Genomic DNA, 14,731 nt, shown 5'->3' on the forward strand with positions numbered 1-14,731 from the left:
GAACCACAGAAAGCATTAGGTGTTCCATGCCCGACCAGGCTTCCCTTCTCGACCTCCGCGTCAAGCGGTTTATGTCCCAGCGCGTCGTGCCCGCGGTCTACCGCGAGACGCTCGCCCTCACCATCACGTCGTGGGACGTGCCGGGAGAACCCGTCCCGTTCGCCGAGGCGGTCGGCCAGCAGTACGCCCCGTTCGCGGTGGGCTCAGCGTGGAGCCGGCCCTGGGGCACCACCTGGTTCCACCTCACCGGAACCGTGCCCGATGATTGGGATCTCACCGAGGCGCGCATCGAGGTGCTGCTCGACTTCGGCTTCAACCGCGGCCACCCCGGCTTCCAGTCGGAGGGCCTCGTCTACAGCGCGACCGGCGACATCGTGAAGGCGATCGAGCCTATGAACTCGTACGTCGGGCTCGACCTGCGGCCCGGCGACGCGGTCGACCTCTACGTCGAGGCGGCCTCCAACCCCGACATCCAGGGCGAATCGGTCTACGCGCCGACCCCGCTCGGCGACCTCGCGACCTCGGGCGACGACCCGCTCTACTGGTTCGCGCAGGCCGACCTCGCCCTGCGCGACACCGTGGTCTGGGAGCTCGTGCAGGACGTCTGGACGCTCAACGGCCTGTGGCCCGAGCTCGGCGAGGAGCTGCCGCGGCGCGCGGAGATCCTGCGCGGCCTGGAGCGGCTCGTCGACACCCTCGACCCGGAAGACATCGCCGGCACCGCCCGGGCCGGGCGCGACGTGCTCGCGCCCCTGCTCTCCTCCCCCGCCCACGCGAGCGCCCACCACCTCGCCGCGATCGGGCACGCGCACATCGACTCGGCGTGGCTCTGGCCGGTGCGCGAGACGATCCGCAAGTGCGCCCGCACCTTCTCGAACGTGCTCGCGCTGATGGACGAGCACCCCGACTTCCTATTCGCCTGCTCTTCGGCGCAGCAGTTCGCCTGGATGAAGGAGTTCTACCCGGCGCTCTACGCACGCATCTCCGAGCGCGTGCGCGAGGGCCGGTTCATCCCGGTCGGCGGCATGTGGGTCGAGTCCGACACCAATCTGCCGGGCGGCGAGGCGATGGCCCGCCAGTTCGTCGCGGGCAAAGGTTTCTTCCTGCGCGAATTCGGCATCGAGCCGCCCGAGGTGTGGTTGCCCGACTCGTTCGGCTACTCGGCCGCGATGCCGCAGATCGTGATCGCCGCGGGCTCGGACTACTTCCTCACGCAGAAGCCGTCGTGGAACGAGACCAACGTCATGCCGCACCACACCTTCGACTGGGAGGGCATCGACGGCACGCGTGTCTTCACCCATTTCCCGCCCGTCGACACCTACAACTCGACGCTCTCGGGCGAGGACCTCGCCCGCGCCCAGCGCAACTACCGAGAGAAGGGCGAGTCGAACATCTCGCTCGTACCGTTCGGCTACGGCGACGGCGGCGGCGGACCGACGCGCGAGATGGTCGCGGCCGCCGAGCGGACACGCAGCCTCGAGGGGTCGCCCACGGTGGAGATCATGAGCCCCACCGACTTCTTCGAGCGCGCGCAGGCCGCGTACCCCGAGCCTCCCGTCTGGTCGGGCGAGCTCTACCTCGAGTTCCACCGCGGCACCTACACGTCGCAGGCCCGCACCAAGCGCGGCAACCGGCGCAGCGAGCACCTGCTGCGCGAGGCCGAGCTGTGGTCGACCGCCGCGACCGTGCGCACCGGCGCCGCCTACCCGTACGCCGAGCTGGACGAGGCCTGGCACACGGTACTGCTGCTGCAGTTCCACGACATCCTGCCCGGGTCGTCGATCGCGTGGGTGTACGAGGTGGCCGAGGAGCACTACGCGCGGCTGAACGGCGTGCTCACCGGGCTCGTCGAGACCGCGCTGGCGGCGCTCGCGGGCGCCGGGGACCTCGCGCTGCTGGCCAACGCGGGGCCGTATGCCGGGCGCGGCGTCGCGGCGCTCGGGGCGTCGGCCGCGGCATCCGTCGACGACAGCGGCCTGTCTCTCGAGACGCACGCCGACGGACTCACGCTGCAGAACCGTTTTGTGCGGGTGCGCTTCGACGGCGACGGGCTGATCGAATCGCTCGTCGACCTCGTGGCCGACCGCGAACTCGTCGCCCCCGGCGAGCGGGCCGGGCAGCTCTGGATCTACCGCGACACCCCCGCGCAGTGGGACGCGTGGGACATCGACGTGCACTACCAGCGGCACGGCAGCGCGATCACCCAGGTCGACTCGGTCGAGTCGGGGCGGGACGACGGCGGGGTATGGCTCGAGGTCACGCGCACGCGCGGCGCGTCGACCTTCGTGCAGCGGTTCGCGTTGGGCGCCGACTCGCCGACGCTCGACATCACCACGACGATCGACTGGCACGAGCGGGAGAAGCTGCTCAAGCTGGCGTTCCCCCTCGACGTGCACGCCGAGCGCGCGTCGAGCGAGATCCAGTTCGGGCACATCAACCGGCCGACCCACAGCAATACCTCGTGGGACACCGCCCGGTTCGAGACGAGCGCGCACCGCTGGGTGCACGTGGGCGAGCCCGGGTACGGGGTCGCCGTGTCGAACGACTCGACCTACGGCCACGACATCACCCGCACCACGCGCGCCGGCGGCGGCACCACGACGCTCGTGCGCGAGTCGCTGCTGCGCGCGCCGACCTTCCCCGACCCGCACGCCGACCAGGGGTCGCACACGCTGCGCACCGCGGTGCGGGTCGGCTCCGACCTGCTCGACGCGGTCGCCGACGGCTACCGGCTGAACGTGCCGCCGCGCCCGTTCTCGGGTGCGCGTCCGGTCGAGCCCGTACTCGTCGTCGACAACCCCGCGGTCGTGGTCGAGGCGGTCAAGCTCGCCGAGGACCGCTCGGGCGACGTGATCGTGCGGCTGTACGAGGCGCGCGGGGCGCAGGCGCGGGCGACTGTCACCGCCGGATTCCCCGTCGGCTCGGTCGTGCAGACCGACCTGCTCGAGCGAGAGACGGATGCCGCGGCTCTCGTCTCGGCGGAGGGAGGGGTGGCGCGGCTCGCGCTGCGCCCGTTCCAGATCGTGACGCTGCGGCTGACGCCGGTGGTTGAGTAAGGCCGTTCAGGCGGATTGAGCCTGTCGAGATCCTCACTGCAGTCGGGGTTGCGACCGGCTCTATCCGCGCTCAGCCCAAGAACCCGCGCAACAGCACCGCGGAGCCGTCGAGGTGTTCGCTCATCGCCTCGGCGGCCCGCGCGCGGTTGCCGGTGAGGATCGCGGCCACGATCGCCTCGTGCTGCTCGTTCGAGTGCGCGATGTTGAGCGGCAGCAACGGGATGCGGTCGAGCAGCTCGTTGACGCGCGTGCGGTTGTCGGCCATCAGCGAGACGAGCGACGGCGACCCGACCAACTGGCCGATGGTGAGGTGCAGGCGCGAATCCAGCCGGCGGTAGTCGTCGACGGAGGCCGCGGCCGTCTCGGTCAGGCTCTGCCAGAGCCCGTCCCGGTCGTCGGCGGAGAGGCTGCGTCCCGCTGCCGCCCGCGCCGCCCCGATCTCGAGGATCTCGCGCAGTCCGAGCACGTCGTCGAGTTCCGCCTCGCTCGGCGGCGAACCCCCGGTGAGCGGCTCGACGGGAAGGCGCTCGCTCACGAACGTGCCGCCGTAGCGGCCTCGCCGGGCGATCAGGTATCCGGCCTCCGACAGCGAGCGGATCGCGTCGCGCACCGTATCGCGGCTCACCGAGAAGCGCACCGCGAGGTCGCGCTCGGGCGGCAGCGCGCCGCCCGGTTCGACGATGCCGAGGCGCACGGCCTGCAACAGCCGCGCCACCGTGTCTTCGAACGCGTTGCCGCTGCGCACCGGGCGGAAGACGATCTCGTCGGCGAGGCTCTGGCCCGCGGGGTCCCCGACGGGGGCCGACACCTCGGGGGTGTCGGCAGTCGAGCCCGCGGCATCCATTCTTTCGACCCTACAGCGGTGTGACGTAGGCCGAGCTGATGCCGCCGTCGACGAGGAAGGTCGACGCGGTGATGAAGCTCGCGTCGTCGCTGGCGAGGAAGGCGACCGCGGCGGCGAGTTCCTCGGCCTCGGCGAAGCGGCCGACGGGGATGTGCACGAGGCGGCGCTGGGCGCGCTCCTGGTCTTTCGCGAACAGCTCCTGCAGCAGGGGCGTGTTGACCGGGCCGGGGCAGAGCGCGTTGACGCGGATGCCCTGGCGCGCGAACTGGACGCCGAGTTCCTTGGTCATCGCGAGCACGCCGCCCTTCGACGCCGTGTACGAGATCTGGCTGGTCGCCGACCCCATGACCGCCACGAACGACGCGGTGTTGATGATCGACCCGCGCTGCTGCGCGACCATGTGGCGCAGGGCTGCGCGCGAGCAGAGGTAGACGCTCTTCAGGTTGACGTCCTGCACGCGCTCCCAGGCCGGCAGCTCGGTCGTCTCGATCGAGTCGTCGTCGGGCGGCGAGATGCCGGCGTTGTTGAAGGCGATGTCGACGGAGCCGTAGGTGGCCGCGGCGGTGTCGAACAGGTTGTCCACCTGGGCCTGGTCGGTCACGTCGACCTGCACGAAGAGACCGCCGACCTCGGATGCCGCGGCCTCGCCGGTCTCGGAATTGAAGTCGCCGATCACCACGGTGGCGCCCTCCGCGGCGAACCGCCGGGCGGTGGCGAGACCGATTCCGCTCGCTCCCCCGGTGATGACGGCGACCTTGCCAGCGAGGCGCTGGGTGAGGTCGATCTTGGTGATTGCCATGGTGCTCCTTGGATTCGGTCGCTGAGCCTGTCGAAGCGCTCGGGGTGGTACGGGGCCCTTCGGCAAGCTCAGGGACCGTGGTTCGGTCAGTCGGTACTGATGAAGACGTTCTTGGTCTCGGTGAAGGCGGATGCCGCGTCCGGCCCCAGCTCACGGCCGAGGCCGCTCTGCTTGAACCCGCCGAACGGCGTGGAGTACCGCACCGACGAGTGCGAGTTCACCGACAGGTTGCCGCTCTCGATGCCGCGGGAGACGCGCAGTGCCCGCCCGATGTCGCGCGTCCAGATCGAACCGCTCAGGCCGTAGACGCTGTCGTTGGCGAGGGCGATCGCGTCGGACTCGTCGTCGAACGGCAGCACGGAGACGACCGGCCCGAAGATCTCGTCGGTGACGACGCGGTCGGTGCGCGAGCCGGGCAGCAGCACGGTGGGCGGGAACCAGAACCCGGGACCCGCCGGAGCGCTGCCGCGGAACGCGACCTGGCTGTCGTCGGGCACGTACGAGGCGACCTTGTCGAAGTGGGCCTTCGCGACGAGCGGGCCCATCTCGGTCGACTCGTCGTAGAGGTCGCCGACCGTGACACCCTTCACGGCCGGTTCGAGCAGCTCCATAAACCGGTCGAAGACGCTGCGCTCGACCAGGATGCGGCTGCGGGCGCAGCAGTCCTGGCCCGCGTTCTCGAAGACCGCGTACGGTGCCGTCGCGGCGGCCTTCTCGAGGTCGGAGTCGGCGAAGACCACGTTGGCGCTCTTGCCGCCGAGCTCGAGGGTGACCGCCTTGACCTGGTGGGCGCATCCGGCCATGACCTTCTTGCCGGTCGCGGTCGACCCGGTGAAGACGACCTTGCGCACGTTCTCGTTGGTGACGAAGCGCTCTCCGACCACGTCGCCACGCCCCGGCAGGGTCTGGAACAGGCCCTCGGGCAGCCCCGCCTCGAGGGCGAGCTCGGCGAGGCGGATCGCGGTGAGCGGCGTCCACTCGGCCGGCTTGAGCACGACGGCGTTGCCCGCGGCGAGCGCGGGGGCGAACCCCCAGGCCGCGATCGTCATCGGGAAGTTCCACGGCACGATCACGCCGACCACGCCGAGCGGTTCGAGGAAGGTGACGTCGATGCCGCCGTCGACCGGGATCGTCTTGCCGATCATCCGCTCCGGGGCGGCGGAGTAGTAGGTGAGCACGTCGCGCACGTGGCCGGCCTCCCAGCGGGCCTGCGCGATCGGGTGGCCGGAGTTCATGACCTCGAGCAGCGCGAGCTCCTCGACCGCGCCGGCGACGGCCGCGGCGAAGCGGCGCAGCCCGGCGGCGCGCTCGGCCGGGGGCAGTGCCGCCCAGGCCTTCTGCGCCGAGACGGCGTGAAGGATCGCGTCATCCACCTCGGCCAGCGTCGAGTGGGCGAGCTCGCGGATGACGGTCTCGTCGGCGGGGTTGACGAGGTGGATCGAGCCGCCCTCGCGGATTGAGCTTGTCGGAATCCCGTTCATGCGATGCTCCCTGCGCGATAGTGCGTTGCCGCGTCGACCAGCCCCGCGAACAGCCGCAGGTCGTCGGGGTTCTGCTCGGGGTGCCACTGCACGGCGACGCCGAACGGCACGCCCTCGACCTCGACGGCCTGGATCGTGCCGTCGTCGGACCGGGCGCTGACCGACAGGCCCTCGCCGAGCGCGTCGACCGCCTGGTGGTGGTACGAGTGCACGGAGAGCGCCTCGGCGTCGTCGAGCAGGTCGCCGACCTGCGTGCCGGCGTGCACCTCGACCGCGTTCTCGGTGAACTTGCCGTAGCCCGCGTTGTAGCGGGTCGACCCGATCACGTCGGGCAGGTGCTGGTGCAGGGTGCCGCCGAGGGCGACGTTGAGCAGCTGCATTCCGCGGCAGATGCCGAGAAAAGGAAGTCCCCTCTCGATCGCGCCGGTGAGCAGCGCGTCTTCCCAGGCGTCGCGGTCGGGCCGCGGTTCGTCGGTGGTGACGTGTGCTTCCTGGCCGTACCTCGCGGGATCGACATCCTTGCCCCCGGTGATGATGAGACCGTCGAGGCCGTCGAGGACCCGGTCGGCGATACCGACGTCGACGGGCTGCGGAGGCAGCAGCACCGCGATGCCGCCCGCCTTCGTCACCGCCTCGAAGTAGACCTTCGGCAGGAAGGCGGCCTGCACGTCCCAGACCCCGGTCTGCGCCTGCTCGAGGTAGGTGGTGAGGCCGATCAGTGGCTTAGAACCGCTCAAAACCGCGCACCCTCTCCCAGTCGGTGACGGCGGCGTCGTACGCGGCCTGTTCGATACGGGCGTTGTTCAGGTAGTGCTCGACCACGGCCTCGCCGAACGCCGCCTTCGCGATCTCGGAAGCGCCGAACAGCTCGGCCGCGTCGCGCAGGGAGCTCGGCACCCGGGGCGCGTCCGACCCGTAAGCGTTGCCCTCGAGCATCGGCTCGAGCTCGAGCTCGTTCTCGATGCCGTAGATGCCGCCGGCGATCAGCGCCGCGGTGGCGAGGTACTGGTTGACGTCGCCGCCCGGCACCCGGTTCTCGACCCGGAGTCCCTGCCCGTGGCCCACGACACGCAGCGCGCAGGTGCGGTTGTCGAGGCCCCACGCCACCGCCGTGGGCGCGAAGCTGCCCTCGACGTAGCGCTTGTACGAGTTGATGTTGGGGGCGAAGAACAGGCTGAGCTCGCGGGTCGTCGCGACGAGGCCGGCGAGCCAGTGCTCCATGAGCTTCGAGAAGCCGTGCGGGCCGTCGCCCGCCATGACCGGGGTGCCGTCCTCGGCACGCACGCTGAGGTGGATGTGGCAGCTGTTCCCCTCGCGCTCGTTGTACTTCGCCATGAAGGTGAGCGACTTGCCGTGCTGGTCGGCGATCTCTTTCGCGCCGTTCTTATAGATCGAGTGGTTGTCGCACGTGGCGAGGGCGTGCGCGTAGCGGAAGCCGATCTCCTGCTGGCCGAAGTTGCACTCGCCCTTGACGCCCTCGCAGTACATGCCGGCACCGTCCATGCCGTTGCGGATGTCGCGGAGAAGCGGTTCCATGCGGGTCGAGGCGAGGATCGCGTAGTCGATGTTGTAGTCCGACGCGGGGGTCAGCCCCGTGTAGCCCTTGGCGAACGCCGAACGGTAGGTGTCGTCGAACACGATGAACTCGAGCTCGGTCGCGGAGTACGGCACGAGGCCGTGCTCGGCGAGGCGGGCGATCTGCGCCTTGAGGATCTCGCGCGGCGACTGGACGACCGGCTTCTCGTCGAGCCAGGTCAGGTCGGCCATCACGAGCGCGGTCGCGGTCAGCCACGGCACCACGCGCAGGGTGTTCAGGTCGGGCATCATCGCCATGTCGCCGTAGCCGGTGGACCAGGAAGAGATCTTGTACCCGTCGACGGTGTTCATCTCCACGTCGACCGCGAGCAGGTAGTTGCAGCACTCGGCGCCGTGCTCGGCGTACTCCTCGAGGAACAGCCGCGCCGAGGTGCGCTTGCCGACCAGGCGGCCCTGCATGTCGGTGAACCCCACGATGACCGTGTCGATCTCGCGCGTGGCGACGAGGTCGGTGAGCTCGGCGATGGTCAGATTTCCCGAAACGGGGGTGGTGGCAAGCGTTGTCATGGCAGCCGTTCTGGTCGGTGGGATGCACGGTGGGTGTCGCTTTCCGACCATTACACCACAGCGAAGTGAAGCTCTCGCGGTTTTTCGTAACGTGCTGTTTACATCCAAAGGTAGACAGAGGCCACCAATAGGCGACAAGCTCTCCACTACTACGCGGGGCGGCACTCTGCCCTGCAACCCGAGTGTTCTTTCTGGAGGACTGCATGGCTGAGAAGTCGGGCAAGAGCGTTTCCGGCGTCACGTACACGAAGGCCGTCGACGGCTACTTCGAGAAGCGGAGCCTCAAGCGCTCCGCGGGTGTCTGGGGGCTGTGGGGCCTCGCGGTCGCCGCCGTGATCTCCGGGGACTTCTCCGGCTGGAACTTCGGCATCGCCTCCGCCGGCTTCGGAGGCATGGTGATCGCCTTCATCATCCTCGTGGTGATGTACTACGGACTCACCTTCTCCATCGGCGAGATGTCGTCGGCCATGCCGCACACGGGCGGCGCCTACTCGTTCGCCCGGTCGGCGATGGGGCCGTGGGGCGGACTCGTCACCGGTCTCGCCGAGACGATCGAGTACGTAGCCACCACCGCGGTCGTCGTCTTCTTCTCGGCCCAGTACGCCAACTCGATCACCGCCGAGCTGCTGAACTTCGACCTCTCGAGCAGCATGTGGATCTGGTGGGTCGTCCTCTACGCGGTCTTCATCGCACTGAACACCGCGGGCGCCAACATCTCGTTCAAGTTCGCGATCGTCGTCTCGATCATCTCCATCGGCATCCTGCTGGTCTTCTCCGCGATGGCGGTGTTCTCGGGCGTCTTCGACTTCGACAGCCTGTTCGACATGGTGCCCGACGAGGGCCAGACCGCCTTCCTGCCGCACGGCGTCTTCCCGATCCTCTTCGCGCTGCCGTTCGCCATGTGGTTCTTCCTCGGCATCGAGGAACTGCCTCTGGCCGCCGAGGAATCGCACAACCCCGCTCGCGACATCCCGCGTGCCGGCCTCTGGGCCCGCGGCACGCTCATCGTCACCGGTCTGCTCGTCCTGGTGCTCAACACGGGCGTGATCGGCGCCGAGGCCATGGGCGTCTCGGCCGAACCGCTGCTCGACGGCTTCCGCGCGATCGTCGGCGACGAGGCCGCCGCGGTGCTGGCACTGCTCGCGCTCGTCGGCCTGCTCGCCTCTCTGCAAGGCATCATGTTCGCCTACGGCCGCAACATGTACTCGCTCTCCCGCGCCGGCTACTACCCCAAGGTCTTCTCCCTCACGGGCAAGCGCCAGACGCCCTACGTCGCCCTGCTCGTCGGCGCGGCCCTCGGCTTCGTCGCCCTCGTCGTGGTCGACATCCTGGGCGGCGCCTCGAGCGTCGCCGGCGCCATCGTGCTGAACATCGCGGTCTGGGGCGCGGTCGTCGCCTACTTCCTGCAGATGCTGTCGTTCATCATCCTGCGGGCGAAGTTCCCGAACGCCGCCCGCCCGTACCGCAGCCCGTGGGGTCTGTTCGGCGCCTACTCGGCCGCGGTCATCTCGCTGCTCGTCTTCGTCGGGTTCCTCTTCAACCCCGCGTACCTCCCGGCGATCGTCGCGATCGTCGTGGTCTACGTACTCATCCTGATCGGCTTCGCGATCTACGGCCGCCACCGCCTCGTGCTCTCGCCCGAGGAGGAGTACGCGCTCAGCGGCGGCCTGCACGGCGACCCGCAGGCCGAGGGCTACGACGCCATGGAGTCGGAAGTCTTCGACAAGAAATAGAACTCACAGATTCGTCCGGCCGCGGAGCGCGGCGCCACCCTCTGGTTCGGGCCGGAGGCTGGTGCCGCGCTCCCTTTCTGTGGGGGCGATGGCAGGAACGGGCGATTGCCCGGCCCGCGCCGGCTACTGCTTGCTGCCCGTGGCCGCGAGGCCCACGCCGAGGCCGATCATCGCGACGCCGCCCGTGGCGCCGAGGCGGGAGAGCCGGCGGGGCGAGCGCCCGAACCAGTCGCGGGCGAATCCGGCGCCGAGCGCCCACAGGCTGTCGAACACGAGCGCCAGCAGCGCGAACAGAACTCCGAGCTCGATCAGCTGCAGCGGCACACTCCCGCTCGCCCGGTCGACGAACTGCGGCAGGACGGCGATAAAGAACACGACCGACTTCGGGTTCGTCACGCCGACGACGGCCCCTTCGGCCAGAGACCGGATGGCGCCCCGGGGCGCCGCCCGCCCCGCCGACGCTGCGCGGCGGTGACGGTGCCGGATCGCCTGCACGCCGAGGTAGACCAGGAAGGCCGCGCCGGCCAGTTTCACCACGGTGAACGCCACGATGGACCGCTCGAGGATCGCCCCGAGGCCGAGGGCGATCGCCACGACCTGGCCGAGCATTCCGGCCGCGTTGCCCACCACGCTCAGCAGCGCGCCGACCCGCCCGATCTCGAGCGCGCGCCCGATGACGAACAGCACGCTCGGCCCGGGAATCACCACGAGCAGCAGCGCGGCGAGGGCGAACGCGACGAGGTTTGCTGTGGGAACCATAGGGAAATGCTAAACCCGGAAATATCGCTACGCCGGGCGTAGCGATGCGGGTACGATTAACGACCAGCGTTTCCCGCCACGAACGGATGCCAGTGTCAGAGCTCGAGCAGCAGGCCAAAGCGGTGCGCGGTCACGCCATCGACGCCCGCATCCTCAGCGTGGCGCTCGACATCCTGCGCAAGCGCGGACCCGCCGCGGTGAACATCGAGGCGGTCGCGGCGCGAGCCGGAATCGCCAAGACCACCATCTACCGCCGCTATGACGACCGCGACCAGCTGCTGCGCGCGGCGATCGCGTCGTCGTCGACAGAGGTCGAGATCCCGACGGACCTCGGCACCTACGAGACCTTCAAGTGGCTGCTGCGTGATGCTGCCGGGGTGACCGAGAGCATGGTGGGGCGGGGTGCCGCGGCATCCATCATTCTCAACGAATACCCCGAGTCGAACGACATGATGCGCGCGATGATCAAGTCGCGATCGCGACTGCTCACCCGGTTCCTGCACGAGCGGGTCGCGAGCGGCGACCTGCGCCCCGACCTCGACATCGGGCTCGCCGCCACGGTGCTGCTGGGCGCGCTGATGGGCCAGCTCATCCGCGGCGGCGAACCGTCGGACGAGTGGGCCGACTCGGTGCTCGGCCTGCTCTGGCCCGGGTTCGCGGCCGACGGCGAGTGAGTATGTACGGTCGCTGAGCCTGTCGAAGTGACGCTTCGACAGGCTCAGCGACAGGACTTGATCAGTAGGTGATGACCTTGTCCGGGTTGAAGTTCTTCTTCGGGTCGGCGCTGGCGAACAGGCCGGCCATCAGGGCGACACCCTCGGTCGAGATGTCCTGCTCGAGCCAGGGGGCGTGTTCGCGACCCACACCGTGGTGGTGCGAGATCGTTCCGCCGTGGTCGACGAATGCCTGCTGGATGGCGCGCTTGACCACGTCGTACTGCTCGATGGCGATCTCGCCGCCGTGCACGAACGCGAACGTGAAGTAAAGGCACGCGCCCGAGTGGTACGAGTGCGACAGGTGGCTCATGATCCAGCCGGGCGTGCCGATCTGCTCGTAGGCGTCGTTCGCCGCCGCGTACACGGCGTCGTGGATCTCGTTGAGGCGCGACCACGGTGCCGCGGTCTCGGACACGTCGGCGGCAGCTCCCCGGTCGAGGAGGAAGTCGCGCAGGTACGGGGTGTCGAACTTCTTCTGGTCGTAGAGCACGCCGGGGCCCTTGCCGACCGCGAGGCCGCCGTGCTTCTTGACGATGCGCTTGACGATCTTCTTCTCGTAGGCGACGTGCGACGGGCTGCCCTCGAAGCCGATGAACGAGAGGTTGATGCCCTCGAGATCCCAGCCGCGGCGCTTGAGGTACGCCATCAGCACCTTCTGCGGGTCGAAGCCCTCCTTGGCCTTGCCGGTCGCGAACGAGAAGCCGCTCTCCCGGGCGTCGGAGACGCGGGTGACGGTGGGCTTCGCGTCGCTCTCGGCGATGTCGTGCATCGCCGCGATGCCGGCCTCCCACGACGGGAATAGGTAGCCGTTGATCTCGCGCACCTCGGGCGTGCGGTGCACCTGCACGGTGACCTCGGTGATGACGCCGAGGCGTCCCTCGCTGCCGAGGATCATCTCGCGCACGCTCGGACCGGTGGACGCGGAGGGCACGGGACGGATGTCGACGATGCCGGCCGGACGCACCATGCGGATGCCGCGGGCGATGTCGGCGATGTCGCCGTACTTGTCGGACTGCATGCCCGACGAGCGGGTCGCGACCCAGCCGCCGAGGGTGGAGTGGGTGAAGCTGTCGGGGAAGTGCCCCATGGTCCAGCCGCGGGCGTTCAGCTGCTCTTCGATGAACGGGCCCTGCGCGCCGGCCTGGATGCTGGCGAGGCCGGAGCCCTCGTCGATCAAGGTGACCTTGTTGAGCAGGCCGAGGTCGAGGGAGATCACGACGCGGGCCTCGCCCGGGTGCGGCTCGAGGCTGCCCGAGATATTGCTGCCGCCGCCGAAGGGGATGATGACGGCGTTCGCGGCGACCGCGGCGGTCACGACCGCGGCGACCTGCGCCTCGTCGGCCGGGTAGACGACCACGTCGGGCATGCGGGGCAGGTCGCTGGCGCGGATGCGCAGCAGGTCGCGGATGCTCTTGCCGTAGGTGTGCACGAGGCGTGCTTCGTCGTCGGTGATCGTGTTCGCCTCGCCGACGATGCCGGCGAGAGTCGCGAGGAAGGCGGCGTCGATCGTGCTGGACGGCAGCGTGAGGTCGCCGAACGCGACGGCGGGCACGGCGGGCACCGACAGGTCGAGGCCGACGGCCTTCTTGACGAACGGGGCGAACGCGGGCTTGTTGTCGGGGTTGAAGGCCACGCCTTCGACTCCCCAGCCCCACCACTTCATGTGCTTGACGTCGGTCATTGTTCAACTTTCGTGTCTGGCGCGGAAGCGTCGGGATCGGGTGAGTACGCGCGGTGCATATCGGTCACTTCGCGTTGGATTCTGGCAGAGAATTCGGTGCCGGTCTCGCCGCTGGCGGCGTGCATCGGCGCGCCGATCACCACGGTCACGGGCTTACGGCCGGGCACGGGCCAATTGCGGCCCCGGGGCATCGCGGTGGACGCGCCGACGAGGGCGATCGGAACGACGGGCGCGCCGCTGGTGATCGAGAGCACGGCGGCGCCGGCCTTGAACTGCCCGATCTCCTCGGTTTTGCCCCGGCCGCCCTGCGGGAAGATCAGCAGCGGCACGCCGCGCGAGACCAGCTCTTTGGCGAGGCCGGAGCGGGAGCCGCCGCCGGTGCGGTCGACCGGGAAAGCGTTGAAGAAGAGGGCGGTGAGCGAGCGGCGCCACGCGACGTCGAAGAAATAGTCGGCGGCCGCGGCGGCGGCCAGGTACCGGGCGCTCGCCCGGGGCAGGGCGCCGGTGACGAGGGGCGCATCCAGATGGCTCGAGTGGTTCGCGACGACGATGAAGGGCCGTTCGAGGCCCTTCACGTTCTCGGTGCCGTGCACGGTCACCGTCGCGAGGCGCCACACGATCGGGCGGAGGATCATGCGTTGCGCGACGAACCGCGCGGCAGCATGGCCCGGCGACGTGAACCGTCGCAGATGCGTTGCCTTCATTCCGTGGAGCCAACCTCACTGGGTGCGGTCGCGGAGGACTCCGCGGCGGGTTTTCTTCTACTCGACGATATGGCACCCGAGATGGACCGGACCGCAGAACGCGGCAGATGGCGCACAAACCACATGAGAACCGTGAAGCGTTTCGACGGGATCGTGATGACCTTGCCCCGGTCGGAGGCCCGCAGAGCGGTCGCGACCGTGCGGTCGACGTCGATCCAGAGCGCAGCCGGGATCGACGAGGTGGAGATGCCGGCCCGCGTGTGGAATTCGGTGCGGACCCACCCCGGGCAGAGCGCGGTCACGCGCACGCCGGTGCCGCGCAGTTCGACGGCGAGACTCTCGCTGTAGGTCGTCACCCACGCCTTGGTCGCCGAGTAGCCGCCCATCGCGAGCAGCCCCGCCGTGCTGGAGACGTTGATGATGGCGCCCGATCCCCTGGCGCGCATGGTGCGGCCGGCGGCCCCGCCGAGCACCATGACCGTGCGGCACATCACCTCGAGGGCGAGGTCGAGCTCGGTGGTGTCCTCGTCGGTCAGCCGCGCGTGCACGCCGAAGCCGGCGTTGTTGACGAGAAGGTCGATGGGATGACGCGTGTCCGAGATGCGTTCGGCGACCCGGGCGACATCGGCCCGGTCCGACAGATCGGCCGGCAGGGTGTCGACGGTGACACCGGTCGCACGCAGTTCCGCGGCCGTCGATTCGAGGCGTTCGGGGTTCCTCGCGACAAGCACGAGATCGTATCCACGGTGTGCCAGCGCCCGGGCAAATGCCGCTCCGATGCCCGACGTTCCACCCGTGACGAGAGCAGTTGCCATTCGGACAGGATACGCTACGCGACCCGTAGCGATCATCGAA

12 protein-coding genes are annotated in these 14,731 nt (G+C 69.4%); 3 read left to right on the plus strand and 9 right to left on the minus strand.

Translation table 11 applies throughout. The annotated features are described in order from the left end of the window. Positions 1-26 precede the first annotated feature (26 nt). Positions 27-3,056 (plus strand): alpha-mannosidase, encoded by a 3,030-nt coding sequence (locus tag HD599_RS12260; RefSeq protein WP_184237968.1) that lies wholly within the window; start codon positions 27-29, stop codon positions 3,054-3,056. Between the two features lie 70 nt (positions 3,057-3,126). On the opposite strand, the gene HD599_RS12265 is transcribed toward HD599_RS12260, so the two are convergent. The 5 genes from HD599_RS12265 to HD599_RS12285 all read right to left on the minus strand — a co-directional run bounded on the left by HD599_RS12265 (position 3,127) and on the right by HD599_RS12285 (position 8,283). Then, complete coding sequence (locus HD599_RS12265; RefSeq protein WP_184237970.1) at positions 3,127-3,900, minus strand: FadR/GntR family transcriptional regulator; 774 nt, start codon at positions 3,898-3,900, stop codon at positions 3,127-3,129. Between the two features lie 10 nt (positions 3,901-3,910). Next, positions 3,911-4,699 carry a 3-oxoacyl-ACP reductase gene (locus HD599_RS12270; RefSeq protein WP_184237972.1) on the minus strand — a complete coding sequence of 263 codons (789 nt, stop codon included), beginning with the start codon at positions 4,697-4,699 and terminating at the stop codon, positions 3,911-3,913. An 86-nt stretch (positions 4,700-4,785) separates the two neighbouring features. Then, a complete protein-coding gene (locus HD599_RS12275; RefSeq protein WP_184237974.1) occupies positions 4,786-6,180 on the minus strand; it encodes an aldehyde dehydrogenase family protein in 1,395 nt (464 codons plus the stop codon). Continuing rightward, entirely contained in the window at positions 6,177-6,917 is a 741-nt protein-coding gene (locus HD599_RS12280) for a gamma-glutamyl-gamma-aminobutyrate hydrolase family protein (RefSeq protein WP_184237976.1), read from the minus strand. Before HD599_RS12280 ends, HD599_RS12275 begins: the two co-directional genes overlap by 4 nt. Continuing rightward, on the minus strand, positions 6,904-8,283 hold the full coding sequence (locus HD599_RS12285; protein WP_184237978.1) for a glutamine synthetase family protein: 1,380 nt from the start codon (positions 8,281-8,283) through the stop codon (positions 6,904-6,906). The genes HD599_RS12280 and HD599_RS12285 overlap by 14 nt, the downstream gene beginning before the upstream one ends. Before the next feature lie 203 nt (positions 8,284-8,486). Between HD599_RS12285 and HD599_RS12290 the strand changes: the two genes are divergently transcribed. Continuing rightward, positions 8,487-10,016, plus strand: coding sequence for an amino acid permease (locus HD599_RS12290; protein WP_184237980.1), 1,530 nt, complete (start codon positions 8,487-8,489; stop codon positions 10,014-10,016). Between the two features lie 123 nt (positions 10,017-10,139). Here the strand turns inward: HD599_RS12290 and HD599_RS12295 are convergent, their stop codons facing one another. Then, complete coding sequence (locus HD599_RS12295; RefSeq protein WP_184237981.1) at positions 10,140-10,775, minus strand: LysE family translocator; 636 nt, start codon at positions 10,773-10,775, stop codon at positions 10,140-10,142. 92 nt (positions 10,776-10,867) lie between these two features. On the opposite strand from HD599_RS12295, the gene HD599_RS12300 reads away from it, so the two are divergent. Beyond that, on the plus strand, positions 10,868-11,449 hold the full coding sequence (locus HD599_RS12300; protein WP_184237983.1) for a TetR family transcriptional regulator: 582 nt from the start codon (positions 10,868-10,870) through the stop codon (positions 11,447-11,449). Positions 11,450-11,510: 61 nt separating this feature from the next. On the opposite strand, the gene HD599_RS12305 is transcribed toward HD599_RS12300, so the two are convergent. The 3 genes from HD599_RS12305 to HD599_RS12315 are packed head-to-tail and all read right to left on the minus strand — an operon-like array spanning position 11,511 to position 14,691. Further along, positions 11,511-13,172, minus strand: coding sequence for an FAD-binding oxidoreductase (locus tag HD599_RS12305; protein WP_184237985.1), 1,662 nt, complete (start codon positions 13,170-13,172; stop codon positions 11,511-11,513). Then, the gene (locus HD599_RS12310; protein WP_184237987.1) at positions 13,169-13,876 is read right to left on the minus strand and encodes a lysophospholipid acyltransferase family protein; all 708 of its coding nucleotides are present in this window, start codon (positions 13,874-13,876) and stop codon (positions 13,169-13,171) included. The genes HD599_RS12305 and HD599_RS12310 overlap by 4 nt, the downstream gene beginning before the upstream one ends. Further along, entirely contained in the window at positions 13,873-14,691 is an 819-nt protein-coding gene (locus HD599_RS12315; protein WP_184237989.1) for an SDR family NAD(P)-dependent oxidoreductase, read from the minus strand. Before HD599_RS12315 ends, HD599_RS12310 begins: the two co-directional genes overlap by 4 nt. Positions 14,692-14,731 lie beyond the last annotated feature (40 nt).

Source organism: Conyzicola lurida (assembly GCF_014204935.1).
GTDB classification, from domain to species: Bacteria; Actinomycetota; Actinomycetes; order Actinomycetales; family Microbacteriaceae; genus Conyzicola; species Conyzicola lurida.

Bases quoted from the DNA above. Each gene is read 5' to 3' on its own strand.
- HD599_RS12290 (WP_184237980.1), top strand. From the start codon at position 8,487: ATGGCTGAGAAGTCGGGCAAGAGCGTTTCCGGCGTCACGTACACGAAG.
- HD599_RS12295 (WP_184237981.1), bottom strand. From the start codon at position 10,775: ATGGTTCCCACAGCAAACCTCGTCGCGTTCGCCCTCGCCGCGCTGCTG.
- HD599_RS12270 (WP_184237972.1), bottom strand. From the start codon at position 4,699: ATGGCAATCACCAAGATCGACCTCACCCAGCGCCTCGCTGGCAAGGTC.
- HD599_RS12315 (WP_184237989.1), bottom strand. From the start codon at position 14,691: ATGGCAACTGCTCTCGTCACGGGTGGAACGTCGGGCATCGGAGCGGCA.
- HD599_RS12285 (WP_184237978.1), bottom strand. From the start codon at position 8,283: ATGACAACGCTTGCCACCACCCCCGTTTCGGGAAATCTGACCATCGCC.
- HD599_RS12305 (WP_184237985.1), bottom strand. From the start codon at position 13,172: ATGACCGACGTCAAGCACATGAAGTGGTGGGGCTGGGGAGTCGAAGGC.
- HD599_RS12260 (WP_184237968.1), top strand. From the start codon at position 27: ATGCCCGACCAGGCTTCCCTTCTCGACCTCCGCGTCAAGCGGTTTATG.
- HD599_RS12265 (WP_184237970.1), bottom strand. From the start codon at position 3,900: ATGGATGCCGCGGGCTCGACTGCCGACACCCCCGAGGTGTCGGCCCCC.
- HD599_RS12275 (WP_184237974.1), bottom strand. From the start codon at position 6,180: ATGAACGGGATTCCGACAAGCTCAATCCGCGAGGGCGGCTCGATCCAC.
- HD599_RS12310 (WP_184237987.1), bottom strand. From the start codon at position 13,876: ATGAAGGCAACGCATCTGCGACGGTTCACGTCGCCGGGCCATGCTGCC.